The organism is Bacteroidota bacterium (genome assembly GCA_016706255.1).
In the GTDB taxonomy this organism is placed as follows: Bacteria; Bacteroidota; Bacteroidia; order Chitinophagales; family BACL12; genus UBA7236.
The window spans coordinates 83,381-101,480 of sequence record JADJJZ010000030.1; the positions used below are offsets into that span (position 1 = coordinate 83,381).

An 18,100-nucleotide genomic window follows, 5' to 3' on the forward strand; every position below is an offset into this window, starting at 1 on the left:
ATTTTTTAGTCTTTTCCGTAATATAAAGTGCTACATTTTTCATCTGTCAATAGTAATTGAGCCATTGCGTGTACGCTTGCTGCATCAACATTTAAATAACGATGAATTTCAGTGTTAACCAAGTCTGCTGACTCAAGCATCTCGGCTGTTGCCAGCATTTCCGCTTTATTCATAACACCGGTATTATTACTGGCAATATCCATTTCTACAGTGTTTTTTACTCTTGTTAATTCTGTATCAGAAATTACTGTGGTGCGAATTTTATCCAATTCCTGCTGAATACCTTTTTCTGCCTGCTCATAAGTAACATCTTCAGCAAGTTTACCGGTAATAATAAACATACCGGTATCAATACTTCCGGTAATATATGCAGCAACATCAGTAAATAATTTTGTTTCTTTTTTTAATGCATGTTGCAAACGCGATGATTCACCTAATCCTAAAACATCGCTTAATAAATTTGTTGCGTAATAATCTTTATCTGTGCGAGCAGGCATTTTCCATGCTTTGTAAATTACATTAACCGGAACATCTTTTTTTACATGCTGAAATTTTGCAGCTGTTTGAACTGGTTCATCCGGAATATTACGTTCAAAGTTTTCTCCTGCAGGAATATCTCCAAACCATTTTTTTGCAAGTGCTAATGCTTTTTCTGCACTAATGCCACCTGAAATAGACAAAATGGCATTGTTTGGTCTGTAATATTTATAAAAGAAATTTTCAACGTCGGTTAACGTTGCATCTTTTACATGTTGTAATTCCAAACCGATTGTGGGCCACTGGTATGGATGTTTTTCATATACCAATTTGCGTAAAATATGCCACACATCGCCATAAGGCCGATTGATATAATGTTCCTTAAATTCTTCGCATACCACGTTGCGTTGAACGCTTAGCGATTTTTCCGAAAAATCCAATTTCAACATACGGTCACTTTCTAACCAAAGTGCCGTTTCAATATTGGTAACCGGTAAAATATCGTAATAATTAGTCAGGTCGTTCGAGGTATATGCATTATTAGTACCGCCGGCTAATTGTAATTCAGTATCAAAATCTGGAATATTATCAGAACCGCCGAACATTAAATGTTCAAACAAGTGCGCGAAACCGGTTTTGGTAATCACCTCATCGCGGGCACCAACTTTATACAATACGTTTACGGCACACAGTTGGGTGGTATTGTCTTCGTTCACAATAACCGTTAACCCATTGTCAAGCTGAAACTTTTGAAATGAAATCATGCTGCAAAGTAAGTATATCAGCAGCGATTTTTTTGTACAGGTTTATTTTGAGTAAATTAATTGGGGCAAGATTTAATTTTGTTTTAACGGTAATGCTGCCCGGCAACTGTATTGACAATAAGTTTTACGAAATTTGCGTTAGATAAACTGAACGCTGCGATTTTGAAATTTTCGATAAAATACGGACTCCTCCTCGTTTTTAGCTTTTTTTTACTCCAAGTAAAAGTGAAAGGTCAAAGCACCATTCCGGCAAATTTATTGTGTGTTCAAACTGAAATTAATGGTGATGTAACCGTTATATGGAGTGCATCTGCAGAGGCTTGCGGCCTTTTTGTTGAGTATCAGGTGTATGCATCCACCAATTTTGCAGGACCTTATGTGCTACTCTCATCACTTCCCGGATTTGGGTCAAATACTTACACGCATATTGGGGCAAATGGCGCCGTAACCACTTGGTATTACTACGTTGTAGCGGTTTACAACTGTCCCGGTTTTACAATGACCACGAGCGACACCCTAGACAATCTGGATCCTATAGCGCCTGAATTGGATTACGTTACAGTTACTGCGGGGCAGTCGGTGATTAACTGGATTCCCTCAGTTTCTCCGGAAACGAACTCCTACGTAATTTATCGTGAAGGCATTGGTTTTACGCCGATAGCTACTGTTTATGGGCGTTTTACCACCACTTATACCGATATATCGGGCTCTCCGACTACGCAGTCAGAAAACTATACCATTGCCGCGAGAGATTCATGCGGAAATATTGGTCCTTTTAATAATGCAGCACAGCATACCGTGTTTTTAAGTGTAAGTCAGGTGAATTGCAGTAGTGTTTTACAATTATCGTGGAACTTATATGATAACTGGACGGCCGGTGTTTTTGAATATGAAATTTGGGTTGACCGGAATTTTACCGGTTCGGTTCCGGTGGATGATGTTTCGAATATTACAAATACATATGATTTAATCGGAATTAATGATGGCGATAATGTTTGTATTACCGTACAGGCAAAAAGAGCTGATGGAACTGCGGTTTCAGTATCGAATGAAGTGTGTATGACAGTGAGTATTGTAAATCCTGCAGCATATACTGTGATTAGAAATGTAACTGTAAATAGTGCAACACAAATTGGTGTTGAATGGTATCCGGATAATGCAGCAGATTTAGAAAAAGTTTCCGTTCAAAGAAGCGATAATAATGTTACTTATGTAAATTTAACTACAGCACCAATTGGTGCTCCAATTCCGGTAATTGATAGTTATAATGATAATTCGATTGCAACCAATGCTATTAGTTTTTATTATCGCATCATTACCATCGACAGTTGTGATATTCCTGATACATCAGGTTATGCAAGAAGTATTGTATTAAAAGGAATAGATAATGCAAATTTTACAAATACGATTAACTGGAATCAATTTGAAATTACAGATGGAACTGTTTTGGAATACAGAATTTACAGAGATGACGGTGCGGGATTAAATTTAATTAATACGGTTAGTGCGTTAACATTAACATACACTGATGATGTTTCTGCTTTTGTAAATGTTGTTGATCAGTTTTGTTATCGCATTGAATGTTTATTCCGTTTAAACTCTCCGGAAAATGGTGTGGATGAACAATTATTATCTTATTCAAATATTCTTTGTCTGGAACAGGGCCCACGTATTTATGTTCCAAATGCAATAGTGCCTGATGGTGTTAATACCATTTTTAAACCCGTATTAATTTATGGAACCGAAGAGGGTTATAATATGAAAATATTTAATCGCTACGGTGAAGTAATTTTCGAAACCGACGATGTAAATGAAGGCTGGGACGGAACCTACAATAATAAAACCGTTGAAATGGGCGCCTATGCTTACCTGATTACTTTTATTGCTTCTAACGGACAGGTGATTACTAAGAAAGGAAATGTTACGGTAGTAAGGTAATACAAATGTGCTAATGTGCTAATGTGCTGATGTGCTGATGTGCTAATTAAACAGCCGAATTTGAGTTTGATTTTCATTCGGAGCTGCCGTTGCGGCTAGGAGAATGTACCGATGTACCGATGTACCAATGTACCAATGGAACAGCCGAATTTGAGTATGATTTTCATTCGGAGCTGCCGTTGTGGCTGGGAGAATGTACCAATGTACCGATGTACCAATGTACCAATGGAACAGCCGATTTTGAGTATGATTTTCATTCGGAGCTAACGTTGCGGCTGGGAGGATTTACCAATGTCCGCCGCGGCGGATACCGATGTACCAATTAAACAGCCAATGAACAGCCGAATTTGAGTTTGATTTTCATTCGAAGGTCCTGTAGTGGCTAATCAATATTAGCCCATGACGAAGTACCAATAGAACAACAAATTATTACGAAAATTTTCCTTCGAAGTCCAGTAGTGGCTAACCCAAGTGTCAGCCTATGTGCTATACCTGATAACGTACCAATTAAACAGCCGAAACCGCGGAGGGCACAGAGAAACAGCCCACAGAGGAAATGCAGAGAATTTTTTTGTTGGGATGGGGTTAATCTTTTTATTGAACATTTATTGAATTTTGCTCAGCATGATTGATAGCAATGCAACTACAACTAACAATTATAAGCACGCAAAAATCAAGCTCCAGCGGAGCGAAAGATTGGTAGAAAAAACAGAAAAATAAAATACGTAAAAACCAGCTCTGTAGGAGCGAAGGATTGGTAACAAAACCAACCTTCAATACCGCCTCCAAACCCAGCTCCAGCGGAGCGAAAGAATGGTAGCAAAAATGCCCTAAAAAGATTCCGTAAGCTCTGTAAGAGCGAAAGAATGGTATGAAAAAATGACAATATAAAAAAATTATTACCTTTCACTCACAAACAAAACCAATGACAATACCAGGCGAATATTATATTACCGGAGTCCATGAAATGGGTTGTGGTATTAAATTAAATGAAGACAACACCTTTGAATTCTTTTTTAGTTACGGAGCGCTCGACAGGCATGGTTATGGGACATGGAGTTTAGATGAAAATAATTGTGTTAAATTAAATTCAGATTATAAAAACCAAATTCCATTTGCCATTATTAAAGAAACACATGAAGAAGAGGATGGAATAAAAATTCTATTTCCCAACTACAATAAAATATTATTAAACGAAACCACCATTAAACTTTATAATAACGGTGTTGAAGAAGAACAAGTTGCAAATAGTTCGGGTGCATTTATTTTTAAAAATGAAAAAGCAGATAAATTTGTTGTAACCTGTTTGTTTTATTTTGACAACCCTGCAACACTGATTCCTGCAGATACAAAAAATAATTATTTTGAATTAACTGCTAATCAAGCTTTACCACTAGTGCATTTTGACGGAACTTTATTTACTGCAGATGGTGAAAGTCTGGAAGGCAAACTACACATTTTTGACGACACAAAAACATTACGTTTTATAAAATAATCAACCATGTTGGCAAACACATTTCAACAATTACATGCTTGTATTTCCGATATGAATGAAATTACGCAGAAGCTTTCGGAATTTAATGAAACAGTACACAGCGCCGGTTTTTATTTTAAATTGGATGTACCCGATGATGATGGTGGAATTGCTTATCCTTTGAATGAAATTCCCGGAAATGCAATAATTGTTTTAGGTAGTTTCGATTTCAGTTATTACCACCAGGCAGAAATTGTTTTTTTTGACACCATTGCACATACGCTCGACGCAGAACATATTTGGTCTGACCATTGGGATAAAGACCAACTTTGTTTATTAAGCGGAAATAATCGCAAAAATGTATTACTCACAAACAGTATTGAAGATGATTCATCTATTCATGTTTTTGCATTTAATATTGGTTCGTTTAGCGATGAGCAATATTATATCATTGCAAAAGGTATTTCCATAAAAATGGGCCTTGTTTTTCATTACAACAGAGTCGCGCATGAGCCACTAAAAGAAAATGAGCGAGTAGCATACTGGGTGCATACTGCATCAAAATAATTTCGGAAAAAATCGGCCAACACGCCTTTGGTAATCTTTGTATTTAGGATATTTATCTGCAGAAATTTTTTCGCTGAAATCGGCACTGCCCTGAAATAATAACATCAATAAAACACATCCTGCAATACTCCAGTTGAGCCATTTTCCTGTTGCGCTTACACTAAACAAATAAAATACCACCCATATTGCCTGCTCGGCAGTGTAATTTGGGTGACGGAAATATTTCCATAAACCCGATGACACAAAACCATCGGAAAAGGGTTCTGTTAGCGGTTCATTATTATTTATTCTGCGATATTTTTCTTTTTGAAAATTCCATTGTTGCTGATCGGCAATAAATTCCATCACAACAAAACCAACTGATAACACTGCGAGTAACACATCAGCAATGGTAATTCCACGACCGGAGCCTGCTGCCATAACCGCAGGTAAGGTAAACATGAGAATCAGTGCATTTTGATACAGCGAAATAAAAAATAAATTAAATAATCCCCATTTTAATCTTGTATTTAAATGTGGCTGCTGACGCAAAATTGCCCATCGATAATCTTCTTCCCCATCCCAAAATTTCCATTGGTATGCTCCCCGGCGGCTAAAATTATAGGTTAATCGGGCTCCCCAAATGCTTATTAATATTGCCATTAACACAATGCGCGGTTCCCAATTAGCTGCTGAAGCAAAATACCAGCCATATAACAACGGAACTATACTCCACAACTTATCTACCTGACTATAATTGCGTACAAGTTCGCTTACTATAAAACAATATAGTGCTACGCCAAGCATCATAAATGCAGATGTGTGTAACATTTTTTGTTGCAAAGGTGTTAATGGATCGTCAACATAAAACGCAACAAGCGGAACGATAATTAATGCAATTATTAAAAGTAGAATTGTTCGTAGCATATGTGAATATCGGTATTATAATTAAATAGTATAAAATAGAATTTAATCGTTATTTTTTCTCCCAACACAATGTTGATACCATTCCTTGATAAATAATTTGGGTAAAATAAATTCCGGATGGCAAATCTGTAATTTGGGCATTATTGTTATTAAACTCAAGATCAATGTTGGCTCCTAAATAATTATAGGTATTTAATATATGTATCGAATTTTTTGCTGTGGTTTGAATCTGAATATGATCGGTTCCCGGATTAGGGAAGATTTTAACGTCACTACTAGCAGGGTCAGAAATAGAAACCGGGTCAACTTCACCCGGAGCAGCCGGAATTTTCATTATAAAAACATCTGTCCTGTCCGGATTACCCCAATTGCTGTCGAAAATAACAAAACGTCCATCCCGGCTTATGCTTGCGCGTGGTGAAGCCCAATAATTACTACCACTGCCTATATAATCTGATTGGTGGTGGCATAATCTTCGTACTGACATTAATCCATCTGTACTTACTTGTAATATTTCATTTTCGATTAAACCGGAAAATGGATATCCGGTTGAGGCCATATAACAGCTGATTAAAATCCACTGCTCGTTGGTGGCTAACTGGCTTACATGTACATCTTGGCCCCAATCACCTTCAAAATTCCATACCGAATAAAAAGTATGTGGATTGTCGAATTTGCGATATAACAATCTGTTTTCCCAATTATCAGCACCTATTATAAAATCCAAACCAACATCTCCATGGCCTGGAGCAAAATCCGGTCCGTTATCAGTTAATTCTTCTTTTTCCCATGTTGTAAGGTTTATTATTTGTGATTGAATTACACCTTCGCCTTGTTTATCAGTTTTAACCCATAAATAAGTGCCTGCTTTATTTAATTGCACTTCGTCGATATGTGTTTCAGTTACAGAATAAACTGAATCGGTTGTGACATCGTAAACTAAATAACCTGATACGTTGTAATCTGTTAAACGTTTTCTTGAAAATGCAAATTTTGTTGCATCATCACTCATACTCATTTGATAGATGTATTCATTATTAGGAATAAATCCATCCAGGTTTTTAATTATTGAAAAAGTATTATCAGATACATTATAAGCAACAATGTTTTTATAGGTATGGCAGTAAATAATATTTTTATTTTCAGCATCCCAAATCTGATCTTCACCTAAAGGTGATTCGCCATCTATCAAAGTTGGGAATGCGCTGCGTTTATTTGAAATTGTGAGTGCTGCTGTATCCAAATCATACAATGTTTTTATTCCATTTACGCTATAAACATAAACAATTGAATTATCGGCGTTAAAACATTGCCAATAAGAATAACCATGTTCATTTTCAGTACCATCAGCCTCATCGGTTACCCTAAGGATGTCGGTTCCAAATGTTGGATCGGTAAATGAACCCCCGGCAGCAGGAAGGGCCAATGGAGCCGGTGGCGGGTAAATACCCAGGTCGGTAATAATTTGTGCAGATAATAGTTGTGTGGTTAAAATGAGAAGGAAAAGTAATGATTTTCTCATAGTATTTGTTTTTGTAAATATAGTAAATAAGTTGGTATTGACCATTGAGCACAATTTAGCCGAATGGCGAAAAAAAAATTAAATTATAAATTCAGGAATTATTTTTCAGAATTATTTGCAAATTAAAAATTTAAATTATATTTGCATTCAAATTAATACAACATGCGTAATTTTTATCAAATAACAGAACAAACACCAAAGGGTCAGCAAGATCGTTTGACGTGTCGGGGCATGTATTTTTATGAAAAATAATATTTAAAAATATTCATAAATCGAGCCCCGACCACCGCGTCGGGGTTTTTTATTGCCCCAATTTTATTATTTATTTTTATTTAATCATCACAAAAAAAGTGATATGGGAAAGTTATCTCTAAACGGGAAAGACCTTAGAAAAATCGGTTATCCTGAAAGTAAAGTTATTGGCATTGCTATACAAGTAATGCATCAATATTATAAACATAGTGCTGAAGCAGAAGCAATCGATATACTAAAAGATGTATTAGCTGCGCCTGATGCGTATTTAGAAGATGCTGCATTAGGAAAAATTGCGGCTGCTTTATTAGATGAAATCAGACCAAAAAATGATGTAATTCCACTTGAGCAAAAAAGAAAGGAATATGCTATTTACGGTTTTGAAAACATTGAAATGGGCGCTATTAACCAAATGGAAGTTGCCATGAAATTACCTGTAACTGTTGCAGGGGCTTTAATGCCGGATGCGCATCAGGGATATGGTTTGCCAATTGGTGGTGTGCTTGCAACTAACAATGCTGTAATTCCTTATGGTGTTGGTGTAGACATTGGTTGTAGAATGTGTTTGAGTGTGTTTGATATACCCGGAGATTTTATTAACGACAACGTTGAAAAATTAAAAGGATTTTTAACCAGAAATACTGTTTTTGGAGCAGGTGGTACTTTAAAAAATCCAATGGATGATGCTGTTTTGGAAAGAAAAGAATTCAGTGAAAATAAATTACTGAAATCGCTTCACGATAAAGCATTTAAACAAATTGGCACTTCGGGTTCGGGGAATCATTTTGTGGAATTTGGTGTGGTAGAGATTAAACAACCGGCTGAAAAATTAAAAATTGCTCCGGGAAATTATCTGGCATTATTATCACATTCCGGTTCTAGAGGATTGGGTGCTGCAGTTGCGAATTATTATACCAGACTGGCAAAAGAACTTTGCAAATTGCCTGATGTAGCGAGACACCTTGCTTATTTGGATTTAAATATTGAAGCGGGGCAGGAGTATTGGACTGCCATGAATTTAAGTGGCGATTATGCTTCAGCATGTCACCACCATATTCATAAAAAAATTGCAAGAAGTGTTGGCGCGCAGGTTTTAGGTATGGTTGAAAATCACCACAATTTTGCGTGGAAAGAAAACCACAATGGTATGGAAGTAATTGTACACAGAAAAGGTGCAACTCCTGCAGGAAAAGGTGTTTTGGGAATTATTCCCGGCTCCATGACTGCTCCGGGATTTATTGTTGAAGGAAACGGAATTGCACATTCACTCCAGTCTGCATCACATGGTGCCGGAAGAAAAATGTCGCGGACTGCTGCTAAAAATAATTTCAACCAAAAAATGATGGATGAAAAATTATATGAAGCAGGCGTGCATTTAATTGGTGGCGATATTGATGAATCACCGATGTCATATAAAGACATCAATGAAGTAATGCAATATCAAAACGAATTGGTAAACATTATTGGCATGTTTAAACCAAAAGTGGTTAGAATGGCATAATAAAATATGTTTTGTTCAACGCCCTGAAGTAGACTACAGTAAATAAAAGTCACTTCAGGGATATTTTAAGAACAAAAAAATTACTTGTAATTACCAGATGCGGGAGTCTGCAATGGGGCAGACTCCAATAATTGGTGGTTCGGGTTATTGATTTGAGTGCCACATGGTTATGCTGTTTAATAGGCTACCAATTAATTTATTGATTAATTAAATTTTTAACATGAACATTTTATTTAATATAGAAGAAAAAATGATACGCGTTAATAAATATTTATATGAAAACAAATGCATAAAAGCTAAACGATTATTGGAAGATATTCTTGAAGAAGAACCTGATTGTGGTGCGGCTCATTTTGAAATGGGGATGTTATATTACCATGAATTAGCGGAATACGACACGGCCCTTTATCATTTCGATTTATGTAAACGTTTTAAACCGGGATTTATTCCCGTATATCATGTAACCGTACAATTGCTATATCAGTTAGACAAACACGAAACATTAATAAAATATGCAGAATCGTGTTTGCAAATAGAAGGCGTAAATAAATTCTTTGTCTATAAACACCTCGCCATGAGCTGTGAAACGACATTGTTATTTAAACCTGCGATTAAATACTATAAGCAGGCAAAATTGTATGCCATACATGAACATGATATCATTTTCATAAAAAACAGTTTAACGCGTGTTAAAGAAAAATTTGTAAACAAAAACAGAAAATAATTAAAAGGCAATACGGGATTGCCTTTTAATTTAACCAGATGTATTCGTTGTTTACCTTTTCACAAATTTTCAATTTTTGGTCGTCTGCAACCAATTTTGCTAATTGTAACAATTCCTGATAATCGGCAATACGTTGTAATAAAACATCGCGATCGCCTTTGGTAATTAAATCGAGGTCGTAATATATAATAACATTTTTTGTAGACATTGTTTTTAAAACCGGCGCTCCATAATATTTTGGTGATTTAGAAATTAACAAATAATCGGGAGCTGCTATTGTTTTCCATTTTCCCCATCTCATTTTAAATATGGAATAATAATCACGAAATTGATTGTTATTTAAATTTACTTCAATTCCATGTTTTACCAACAATAACAAAATACCCAAAGCAAGAATACCCAATGCAAAAAACTTTAAACCATTAAACACAATTGCAATAATACCTATAACAACTAATGTAAAACCCGGTTGTGCGGGAATAACACCGCCTTTATCGGTATTAAATCTGGTGATTTCGATGTTATCGAGTGTTTGCATGATATCGGGTTTAGTTTGATATGACGATACATTTATGTGAATATGCTAAATTAGATAAAAAAACTTATTCGGGTAAAAGCATTTTCAATTAATGAATTCTTTTTTTTGGTTTTTATTTAAATTGGTCATTTATCGAAAACGAATGAATTAAAATGTAAGGGCGGATGCAATTCGCCCCTACATTTTAATTCATTCGTCAATAAAATTATGCGGTTTGAATTTCATTTTTTATGGAGGAGTAAGAAAATTTTACATGTGTAGGGGCGAATTGCATCCGCCCTTACACATAAGAAATTTTCGGCTAGTTCAGACCTGCCAACGATTCGGGTTAGTTAAAATATAATATTTTATTTTGTCAAGCTCTGCATTGGACCTTATTATATGTTCATAATAACCACGTTGCCACTCAAAATCCAAATTGTATGTTATTGCAGACTTTGTTACCGCTGCTTTAAATCCCCTAATAATGGAATGTAAATTATGTTTATTAGGAAGATTTTTTCCTTTGGAATCAATATAATTTAATGAATGTGATAATGGGTTTTCAAGAACTTTATTGTTGGGATATAAATGCTGATTGAATACATTAATGCCAATTTTAATAATTCCATGAAGATGATCAGGCATTAATTGAAATGCACCAAGCTGAATATTCATATCAGGTCTAATTAAAGGAATTTGCCTCCATTGACTTGATATTATCTCACCAATTGCGCTCGCTTTAAATGAATTTTTATTTGAATTGGAAATTACCTCACCTAAAAATGGAATTCTTTTTTTGGTGCAAATAGTAATAAAGTATGTGGCAGCCGCTGCATAATTCCAATTTTTTAAATGCCCGGATTTTCTACTGCTAAATTCCTGATAGACTAAAGCCATAATAATTTTTTTAAATTATTTTCTGGCCAAAAACAAAAATAACTATTCTCTTTAGCTTTAAAAATATTTTAAGTAAAAGTTATACTTTTTTTAAACCGGAATATTGTAACACCTGTAAAATGATGTTTTTGGGGATAAAGAAATAACAAATTTATCGACCACGAATAGTTAAAAATGTAAGGGCGGATGCAATTCGCCCCTACATTTTTAACTATTCGTTTAGCGCATTCAGTGTTTTGATTTTCATTTTGACTGAAATGTTAGAAAATTTCATATTTGCAGAGCGAATTGAATCATTATTAACTATTCATTTAGCGCAATTATTCTGTTGATTTTAGTTGAGCTGAAAAGTTAGAAAATGTAACTTGTGTAGGGGCGAATTGAATCCGCCCCTACACAAGTTACATTTTCGTTTGTTGTGTGCTTATTGTATTGGTTAATTAATCGAATACGAATTCACTTCTTAACTCGCGTTAAACACACTGCTCAGGTGTATTTCGGGGGAGGAGACAAGAGTCACAAAGTGCCACTGAATTTGTTATTACAAATATATTATAGTAATTTCGGTATCACAAAAAACCCTAAATATGAAAATACAATTTCCCAGGTTAATTATATTGTTGGTTTGTTGTATCTCGCTTCGAATTTATGGACAAACCAACGAATTTGCGCCCGTTGGTGCAACATGGTGGTATAATTACGAATATTTCTCGGGAAGTGGGTATTTGCAACTGCAGTCTGTTGGCGACACGGTAATAAGTGGCGTAAATTGCAGAAAAATTGCCAAAACACTGGTGCAAAAAGATTTATCCAATCCGGATGCAGTTATTGATACGTTTTACCTGGACAACGAATATGTATATTCTGATTTAGGTGTAGTATATAATTTTCGTTTAGGTTCATTTTATACATTATATGATTTTAATGCTGAAGTTGGCGATATATGGGAGGTTGGTGGTGTTTCAAATTTTGGCGATTGTGACTCAACCGGCTTTATTCAAGTAGATAATGTTAACACGGTTTTAATTGGCGGGGTTGAATTAACACAATTGTTTACCGGCAGTGTTGATGATGACTATTGGAATTTCGGCACATTACCTGTTATTGAACGAATTGGTGCTCTCAGTTATTTATTTGCACATCCAAATAGTTGTCTGATAGATTTTTATGAAGGTGGAAATTTAAGGTGTTATTATGACAATGAAATTGGTTATGTTCAAATAGATTCAACAACCACATGTGATTTTGTTTTATCATCAAATGAAATTACAGCATTTACATCAATAGAAATTTCACCAAATCCATTTTCAACTGAATTAAAAATTAAGTTGCCGGATAATTTTTCATATAGTATAATTACGATATATAGTTTAAATGGATCTGTAATATATCAAACTACGTCAGGTAATTCAACAGTTGTAATTCCGGCCAATAGTATAATTCCCGGTGTTTACTTTTTACATGTTTTGGATAATCACATTCAATATCATTACAAAATAATAAAATTGTAATTTATTGGAATAACTGCGATTCTGATTCTAAATCCGCGTTAGGAATCCCACCTCACTGCGTTATGGCGGACAAGCCTCCTTCGTTGCACTACGGCCGACGAGCCAAGAGTCGAGTTTATTTTTCAAATTTTCATTTATAGGAAATGATGCATTTTTCTTTCCGAAAGTGCTTACGGTTTGAAGCTACCCGAAGGTGGCGATTACGAAGCACTTCACTGTCAGCCAAGCACAAACTTTGATAGATGCACAAAGCTTGATTTAACCACTGAACCGCCACTTTTGGGTAGGTGCTGTTAGGTGCTGCCCTTCTTTTCTGTCGTGTTGTTGTCTGCCTATTTTACTCCTGTCTTGGTGCGTTGGCTTGGTGGCTCTTTTGCAAAACTTGGCTTTAGTGGGGGGGTGTGCGGTTTTGCAAATGTGCCACCAAATGCGTTGGCTAAAATTAATGAACTATTGTTTGATTTTTACAACTCATATTGTACAAGATAGTTTAAAATATCAAATGCGTAAACAATTCTTTCTGCTCGTTCAGATGCTGATAATTTATTTTTTTAGTTTTCATTTTTTGTTCCATACTATCTAAATCTGAGCTGTGTTTTAATTCTACTCCAACAACCGCTGGGCCTTCTTCTCTATTATTTTTTTTGGTAAACTGGAAATAGGTAATATCATCATTTTCTCCTAAAACATCATTTACAAATTCTTTTAATGCTCCTGGTCGTTGTGGAAAGTTAATGATGAAATAATGCTTCAATCCTTCAAACATCAAGGATCGCTCTTTTATTTCTTCCATTCTTGTGATGTCATTGTTGCTTCCGCTAACAATGCACACCACATTTTTACCTTTGATTTGGTCTTTATACGAATCCAACGCTGCAATACTCAATGCACCGGCTGGTTCTACAACAATGGCTTCTTCGTTGTACAATTGCAAAATTGTGGTGCAAACTTTCCCTTCGGGGGCTAAAACGATATCATCTAAAGAGTTTTTACAGATTTCAAATGTTTTGTCGCCCACTCGTTTTACTGCTGCTCCATCTACAAATTTATCAATGTCCGTCAATGCAGTATTTTTACCGTTTTCCAACGATATTTTCATAGAGGCTGCTCCTTGTGGTTCTACGCCGATAAGTTTAGTTTCGGGACTCAATTGTTTAAAAACCGAAACGACTCCTGCAGCCAAACCGCCACCACCAATTGGAAAGAATAAAAAATCAATCTTACATTTGCTGTCTTCCACAATTTCCAATCCTACAGTTCCTTGTCCGGAAATAACCAATTCATCATCAAACGGATGAACGAAAACCGCCTTATTCTTCTGGCTGAAAAGAAGGGCTTCATTGAAGGCATCGTCAAAAGTATCACCTTTCAACACAACCTCTACATTTTCTTTTCCAAAGAGTTTTACCTGCTTTATTTTTTGTGCAGGCGTAGTAATAGGCATATAAATAACGGCTTTTATGTTCAGTTTTCTACACGCAAAAGCCACTCCCTGAGCGTGATTTCCGGCACTTGCACATACCACGCCTAGTTTTATATCATTTTCGGAAAGCGAACTGATTTTATGATACGCACCACGCAATTTATAGGATCGTACAGGTTGTAAATCTTCCCGTTTCAAATAAACCTGAGCAGCAAATCGCTCGCTCAGGTTTTCGTTTTTTACAAGAGGCGTATGCACCGCCACACCTTTCAGATTTTCGGCTGCCTTTTGTATTTGTGCTAAATGTATCATTTGGTTTGAGGTCTTAATTTTCGTACTTGCATTCCAGTTTGCCACAACTCACTTTGTTGTATTTCTTTAAGTTCTGCGTTGAGTTTTTCTCTGTAATCAGGCTTGCTGTTGGCTTCGATAACGATGGCTGCTTCTTTACCTGAAAGCACGTCATCATACAGTTCATTAAAAACAGGCGTGGTAGCTTCTCTAAATTTACCTTTCCAATCCAATGCTCCTCGTTGTGCAGTGGTACTGCAATTGGCAAACATCCAATCCATTCCGTTTTCAGCTACCAAAGGCATTAAACTTTGGGTCAATTCTTCTACGGTTTCGTTAAACGCTTCACTTGGCGAATGTCCTCGCTGACGAAGCACATTGTATTGTGCTTCAAAAATACCTGCGATAGCTCCCATCAAAACGCCTCGTTCGCCAGTCAAATCGCTGTACACTTCTTTTTGAAATGTGGTTTCAAACAAATAGCCAGAACCGATAGCGATGCCTAATGCCAATGCTTTTTCTTCAGCTTTTCCGGTTGCATTTTGAAAAACGGCATAACTGGAATTTAAACCCTGCCCTTTTAAAAATAAGGTTCTTAACGAAGTTCCCGAACCTTTGGGAGCCACCAAAAACACATCTACATCTTTAGGTGGCACGATACCTGTTTTTTCATGAAAAGTAACGCCAAAACCATGTGAAAAATACAGGGCTTTTCCTGTTGTCAAATTTTTTTTCATCGTTTCCCATGCTTGTATTTGCCCTGCATCTGATAATAAATTCATGAGTAAAGTGCCTTTTTCGCAAGCGGTTTCCACTTCGAAAAGAGTTTCATTTTCTACCCAACCATCAGCAAGTGCTTTGTTCCAACTCTTTGTCCCTTTTCGTTGTCCTACAATTACTTTTACGCCATTATCTTTCAAATTTAAGGCTTGTCCCGGACCTTGCACGCCGTATCCAATGACTGCAACAGTTTCGTTTTTTAATATTTCTCTTGCTTTCTCTAATGAAAACTCTTCTCGTGTTACGACATTTTCCATTACGCCGCCAAAATTTAATTGTGCCATTTTTTATTGTACTATTTGTTTATTATTTTTTTCAAATTCTTTTAAATAAGAAGTTAAGTCTTTCATAGGTTTGGTAACTGCCACTCGACCTGAACGAGCAAATTCCAGAATGCCAAATGTTTTCAGTTTTTCAAACAAAACTTGTATTTCTTCTTTGTGCCCTGTTTTTTCAATGACGATAAAGTCGGGATCTACGGTGAGAACTTTGGCACTATTTTCTCTAACCACTTGCTCTACATTGTTAGATTTAAGTTCTGTTGTTTTGATTTTATATAGCGCAATTTCCTGATGTACTACTTCATTATCTTCATGTACAAAGGCTTTCAGAACATCAATTAATTTATCGATTTGCCCAACAACTTTATTTATTTGTTCTCTGTTTGTTCTCAAAACGATAGTGTAACGATGCACATTTTTAACCTCTGTTTCAGAAGCTGTGATGCTGTCAATATTCAAATGTCGTCTTGTAAATATGATGGTGATGCGGTTGAGCATTCCGATTGTATTTTCCGTAAATATGGATACGGTAAATGTTGTGTCAATTGTTTTCATTTTTTATTTTTAATTATTGCAATCGTATTTCAGCTACCGAAGCTCCTGTGGGAATCATTGGGAATACATTGTCTTCTCTAGCCACTTTCACTTCCAACAGGTACGCATTTTCTGTGTTTAAAAGTTGGTCTAATGCGTTGTTCAACTCCTCCTGTCTTTCAACTTTTTGACCTTTGATATTGTAAGAGGCTGCTAATGCAACGAAATCAGGACTTTGTATGTCGGTAAACGAATATCTTTTTTCAAAGAACATTTGTTGCCATTGCCGCACCATTCCCAAGTAGCCATTGTTCAAAATAATGATTTTAACGCCAATGTTATTTTGCATCATCGTTCCCAATTCCTGCAAAGTCATTTGGAAACCACCATCGCCAATAATGGCCACCACTTGTTTTTCGGGATTAGCCATTTTCGCTCCAATTGCTGCCGGTAGCGCAAAGCCCATCGTTCCCAATCCACCTGAAGTAACATTGCTTTTGGTTTGGTTATACCGATAGAACTGTGCCGCCATCATTTGGTGTTGCCCCACATCGGTTACAACGATTGCATTGCCCTTGGTTTTTTGAGAAAGTAAATCGATCACCAAATCCATTCTAAGTTCATCTGAAAATTCTTTTTCTCTATTTTCTGAAAGTACCTTCAATTCATTTTGCTTAGCCTGATGAAATTCATCCAACCATTGTTGATGATTTTGTTTTTCTACCAAATCCGTTAAAACGGTTAGTGCTTCTTTGGCATCGGCTACAACAGGAGCATCGGCTTTTATGATTTTATTGATTTCGGCGGTGTCTATATCGACATGAACCACCTTTGCTTGTGTTGCATACCGGGAAACATCACCTGTAACGCGGTCGTCAAAACGCATTCCCATAGCAAGTAACACATCGCACTCATTGGTTTTTACATTGGGTGCATAATTGCCATGCATACCTACCATTCCAACAAATAAAGGGTGATGACTTGGAAAAGCTCCTAATCCCAAAAGCGTAGAAGCCACCGGAATACCCGTTTTTTCAACAAAAGCCAATAGTTCTTCTTCCGCATTGGAAAGCATAATTCCTTGTCCGACAATCATCAAAGGTTTTTTTGCCTCGTTCAGTAAATTTGCAGCAACTTGCACTTGTTCTTCATTCAATTTTGGCCTTGGCTGATAACTTCTGACAGAGTTACATTTCTGATAAGAAAACTCAATCGCTTCAAACTGAGCATCTTTGGTGATGTCCACGAGTACTGGACCAGGACGACCGGATGAGGCAATGTAAAATGCTTTCGCCAATGTTGTTGCTATGTCTTCTGCTTTAGTTACCTGAAAATTCCATTTGGTTACTGGCATCGAAATACCCATGACATCGGTTTCCTGAAAAGCATCCGTTCCCAAGAGGTGAGAAGCCACTTGTCCGGTGATGCAAACCAGTGGTGTAGAATCGATTAAAGCATCGGCTAAACCTGTAATTAAATTGGTAGCTCCAGAACCCGACACAGCAAATACAACCCCTGTTTTCCCTGAGGTTCTGGCATAGCCTTGAGCTGCGTGTACAGCACCTTGCTCGTGTCGTGTCAAGATGTGATTTACTTCTTCAAGATGATGAAATAAGGCATCATAAATTGGCATGATAGCACCGCCTGGATAACCAAATATCGTTTTTACTCCTTCAGCTTTCAGGCTTTGTATCACCGCTTCTGCACCTGTTATTTTTAATTCCGTTGTTTTCATTTT

Annotated in this window: 15 protein-coding genes; 6 read left to right on the top strand and 9 right to left on the bottom strand. The window is 36.4% G+C overall.

The features are described from left to right. Positions 1–5 precede the first annotated feature (5 nt). Positions 6–1,241, bottom strand: coding sequence for an insulinase family protein (locus IPI65_22920; protein ID MBK7444286.1), 1,236 nt, complete (start codon positions 1,239–1,241; stop codon positions 6–8). Between the two features lie 162 nt (positions 1,242–1,403). Here IPI65_22920 and IPI65_22925 point away from each other — a divergent pair, with 162 nt between their 5' ends. The 3 genes from IPI65_22925 (at position 1,404) to IPI65_22935 (ending at position 5,220) form a co-directional block, all read left to right on the top strand. Beyond that, the gene (locus IPI65_22925; GenBank protein MBK7444287.1) at positions 1,404–3,179 is read left to right on the top strand and encodes a gliding motility-associated C-terminal domain-containing protein; all 1,776 of its coding nucleotides are present in this window, start codon (positions 1,404–1,406) and stop codon (positions 3,177–3,179) included. A 925-nt stretch (positions 3,180–4,104) separates the two neighbouring features. After that, positions 4,105–4,674 (top strand): hypothetical protein, encoded by a 570-nt coding sequence (locus tag IPI65_22930; protein ID MBK7444288.1) that lies wholly within the window; start codon positions 4,105–4,107, stop codon positions 4,672–4,674. Between the two features lie 6 nt (positions 4,675–4,680). Beyond that, on the top strand, positions 4,681–5,220 hold the full coding sequence (locus tag IPI65_22935; GenBank protein MBK7444289.1) for a hypothetical protein: 540 nt from the start codon (positions 4,681–4,683) through the stop codon (positions 5,218–5,220). Here the strand turns inward: IPI65_22935 and IPI65_22940 are convergent. Beyond that, positions 5,212–6,126 (bottom strand): DUF1295 domain-containing protein, encoded by a 915-nt coding sequence (locus IPI65_22940; protein ID MBK7444290.1) that lies wholly within the window; start codon positions 6,124–6,126, stop codon positions 5,212–5,214. The two genes, IPI65_22935 and IPI65_22940, sit on opposite strands and share 9 nt — an antisense overlap. 49 nt (positions 6,127–6,175) lie before the next feature. After that, the gene (locus tag IPI65_22945) at positions 6,176–7,648 is read right to left on the bottom strand and encodes a T9SS type A sorting domain-containing protein (GenBank protein MBK7444291.1); all 1,473 of its coding nucleotides are present in this window, start codon (positions 7,646–7,648) and stop codon (positions 6,176–6,178) included. A gap of 355 nt (positions 7,649–8,003) precedes the next feature. Between IPI65_22945 and IPI65_22950 the strand changes: the two genes are divergently transcribed. Together IPI65_22950 and IPI65_22955 are read left to right on the top strand one after the other, a co-directional pair. Continuing rightward, a complete protein-coding gene (locus IPI65_22950; GenBank protein MBK7444292.1) occupies positions 8,004–9,401 on the top strand; it encodes an RtcB family protein in 1,398 nt (465 codons plus the stop codon). A 220-nt stretch (positions 9,402–9,621) separates the two neighbouring features. Then, positions 9,622–10,125 carry a hypothetical protein gene (locus IPI65_22955; GenBank protein ID MBK7444293.1) on the top strand — a complete coding sequence of 168 codons (504 nt, stop codon included), beginning with the start codon at positions 9,622–9,624 and terminating at the stop codon, positions 10,123–10,125. Between the two features lie 25 nt (positions 10,126–10,150). Here the strand turns inward: IPI65_22955 and IPI65_22960 are convergent, their stop codons facing one another. Together IPI65_22960 and IPI65_22965 are read right to left on the bottom strand one after the other, a co-directional pair. Then, the gene (locus IPI65_22960; GenBank protein MBK7444294.1) at positions 10,151–10,663 is read right to left on the bottom strand and encodes a hypothetical protein; all 513 of its coding nucleotides are present in this window, start codon (positions 10,661–10,663) and stop codon (positions 10,151–10,153) included. Positions 10,664–10,969: 306 nt separating this feature from the next. Further along, positions 10,970–11,542, bottom strand: coding sequence for a hypothetical protein (locus tag IPI65_22965; protein ID MBK7444295.1), 573 nt, complete (start codon positions 11,540–11,542; stop codon positions 10,970–10,972). Positions 11,543–12,129: 587 nt separating this feature from the next. On the opposite strand from IPI65_22965, the gene IPI65_22970 reads away from it, so the two are divergent. Next, the gene (locus IPI65_22970) at positions 12,130–13,053 is read left to right on the top strand and encodes a T9SS type A sorting domain-containing protein (GenBank protein MBK7444296.1); all 924 of its coding nucleotides are present in this window, start codon (positions 12,130–12,132) and stop codon (positions 13,051–13,053) included. Positions 13,054–13,543: 490 nt separating this feature from the next. Here the strand turns inward: IPI65_22970 and ilvA are convergent, their stop codons facing one another. Genes ilvA through ilvB form a run of 4 tightly spaced genes read right to left on the bottom strand, consistent with a single transcriptional unit; the run spans position 13,544 to position 18,097 of the window. Then, a complete protein-coding gene (ilvA, locus tag IPI65_22975) occupies positions 13,544–14,788 on the bottom strand; it encodes a threonine ammonia-lyase IlvA (GenBank protein MBK7444297.1) in 1,245 nt (414 codons plus the stop codon). After that, on the bottom strand, positions 14,785–15,831 hold the full coding sequence (ilvC, locus tag IPI65_22980; GenBank protein ID MBK7444298.1) for a ketol-acid reductoisomerase: 1,047 nt from the start codon (positions 15,829–15,831) through the stop codon (positions 14,785–14,787). The genes ilvA and ilvC overlap by 4 nt, the downstream gene beginning before the upstream one ends. A 3-nt stretch (positions 15,832–15,834) precedes the next feature. Further along, positions 15,835–16,383: an acetolactate synthase small subunit gene (gene ilvN / locus IPI65_22985; protein ID MBK7444299.1), complete on the bottom strand. Its 549-nt coding sequence runs from the start codon at positions 16,381–16,383 to the stop codon at positions 15,835–15,837. A gap of 13 nt (positions 16,384–16,396) precedes the next feature. Next, positions 16,397–18,097, bottom strand: a complete 1,701-nt coding sequence (gene ilvB, locus IPI65_22990) for a biosynthetic-type acetolactate synthase large subunit (GenBank protein MBK7444300.1) — start codon at positions 18,095–18,097, stop codon at positions 16,397–16,399. Positions 18,098–18,100 lie beyond the last annotated feature (3 nt).

Bases quoted from the DNA above. Each gene is read 5' to 3' on its own strand.
- IPI65_22920 (MBK7444286.1), bottom strand. From the start codon at position 1,241: ATGATTTCATTTCAAAAGTTTCAGCTTGACAATGGGTTAACGGTTATT.
- IPI65_22930 (MBK7444288.1), top strand. From the start codon at position 4,105: ATGACAATACCAGGCGAATATTATATTACCGGAGTCCATGAAATGGGT.
- IPI65_22935 (MBK7444289.1), top strand. From the start codon at position 4,681: ATGTTGGCAAACACATTTCAACAATTACATGCTTGTATTTCCGATATG.
- IPI65_22940 (MBK7444290.1), bottom strand. From the start codon at position 6,126: ATGCTACGAACAATTCTACTTTTAATAATTGCATTAATTATCGTTCCG.
- IPI65_22945 (MBK7444291.1), bottom strand. From the start codon at position 7,648: ATGAGAAAATCATTACTTTTCCTTCTCATTTTAACCACACAACTATTA.
- IPI65_22950 (MBK7444292.1), top strand. From the start codon at position 8,004: ATGGGAAAGTTATCTCTAAACGGGAAAGACCTTAGAAAAATCGGTTAT.
- IPI65_22955 (MBK7444293.1), top strand. From the start codon at position 9,622: ATGAACATTTTATTTAATATAGAAGAAAAAATGATACGCGTTAATAAA.
- IPI65_22960 (MBK7444294.1), bottom strand. From the start codon at position 10,663: ATGCAAACACTCGATAACATCGAAATCACCAGATTTAATACCGATAAA.
- IPI65_22965 (MBK7444295.1), bottom strand. From the start codon at position 11,542: ATGGCTTTAGTCTATCAGGAATTTAGCAGTAGAAAATCCGGGCATTTA.
- IPI65_22970 (MBK7444296.1), top strand. From the start codon at position 12,130: ATGAAAATACAATTTCCCAGGTTAATTATATTGTTGGTTTGTTGTATC.
- ilvA (MBK7444297.1), bottom strand. From the start codon at position 14,788: ATGATACATTTAGCACAAATACAAAAGGCAGCCGAAAATCTGAAAGGT.
- ilvC (MBK7444298.1), bottom strand. From the start codon at position 15,831: ATGGCACAATTAAATTTTGGCGGCGTAATGGAAAATGTCGTAACACGA.
- ilvN (MBK7444299.1), bottom strand. From the start codon at position 16,383: ATGAAAACAATTGACACAACATTTACCGTATCCATATTTACGGAAAAT.
- ilvB (MBK7444300.1), bottom strand. From the start codon at position 18,097: ATGAAAACAACGGAATTAAAAATAACAGGTGCAGAAGCGGTGATACAA.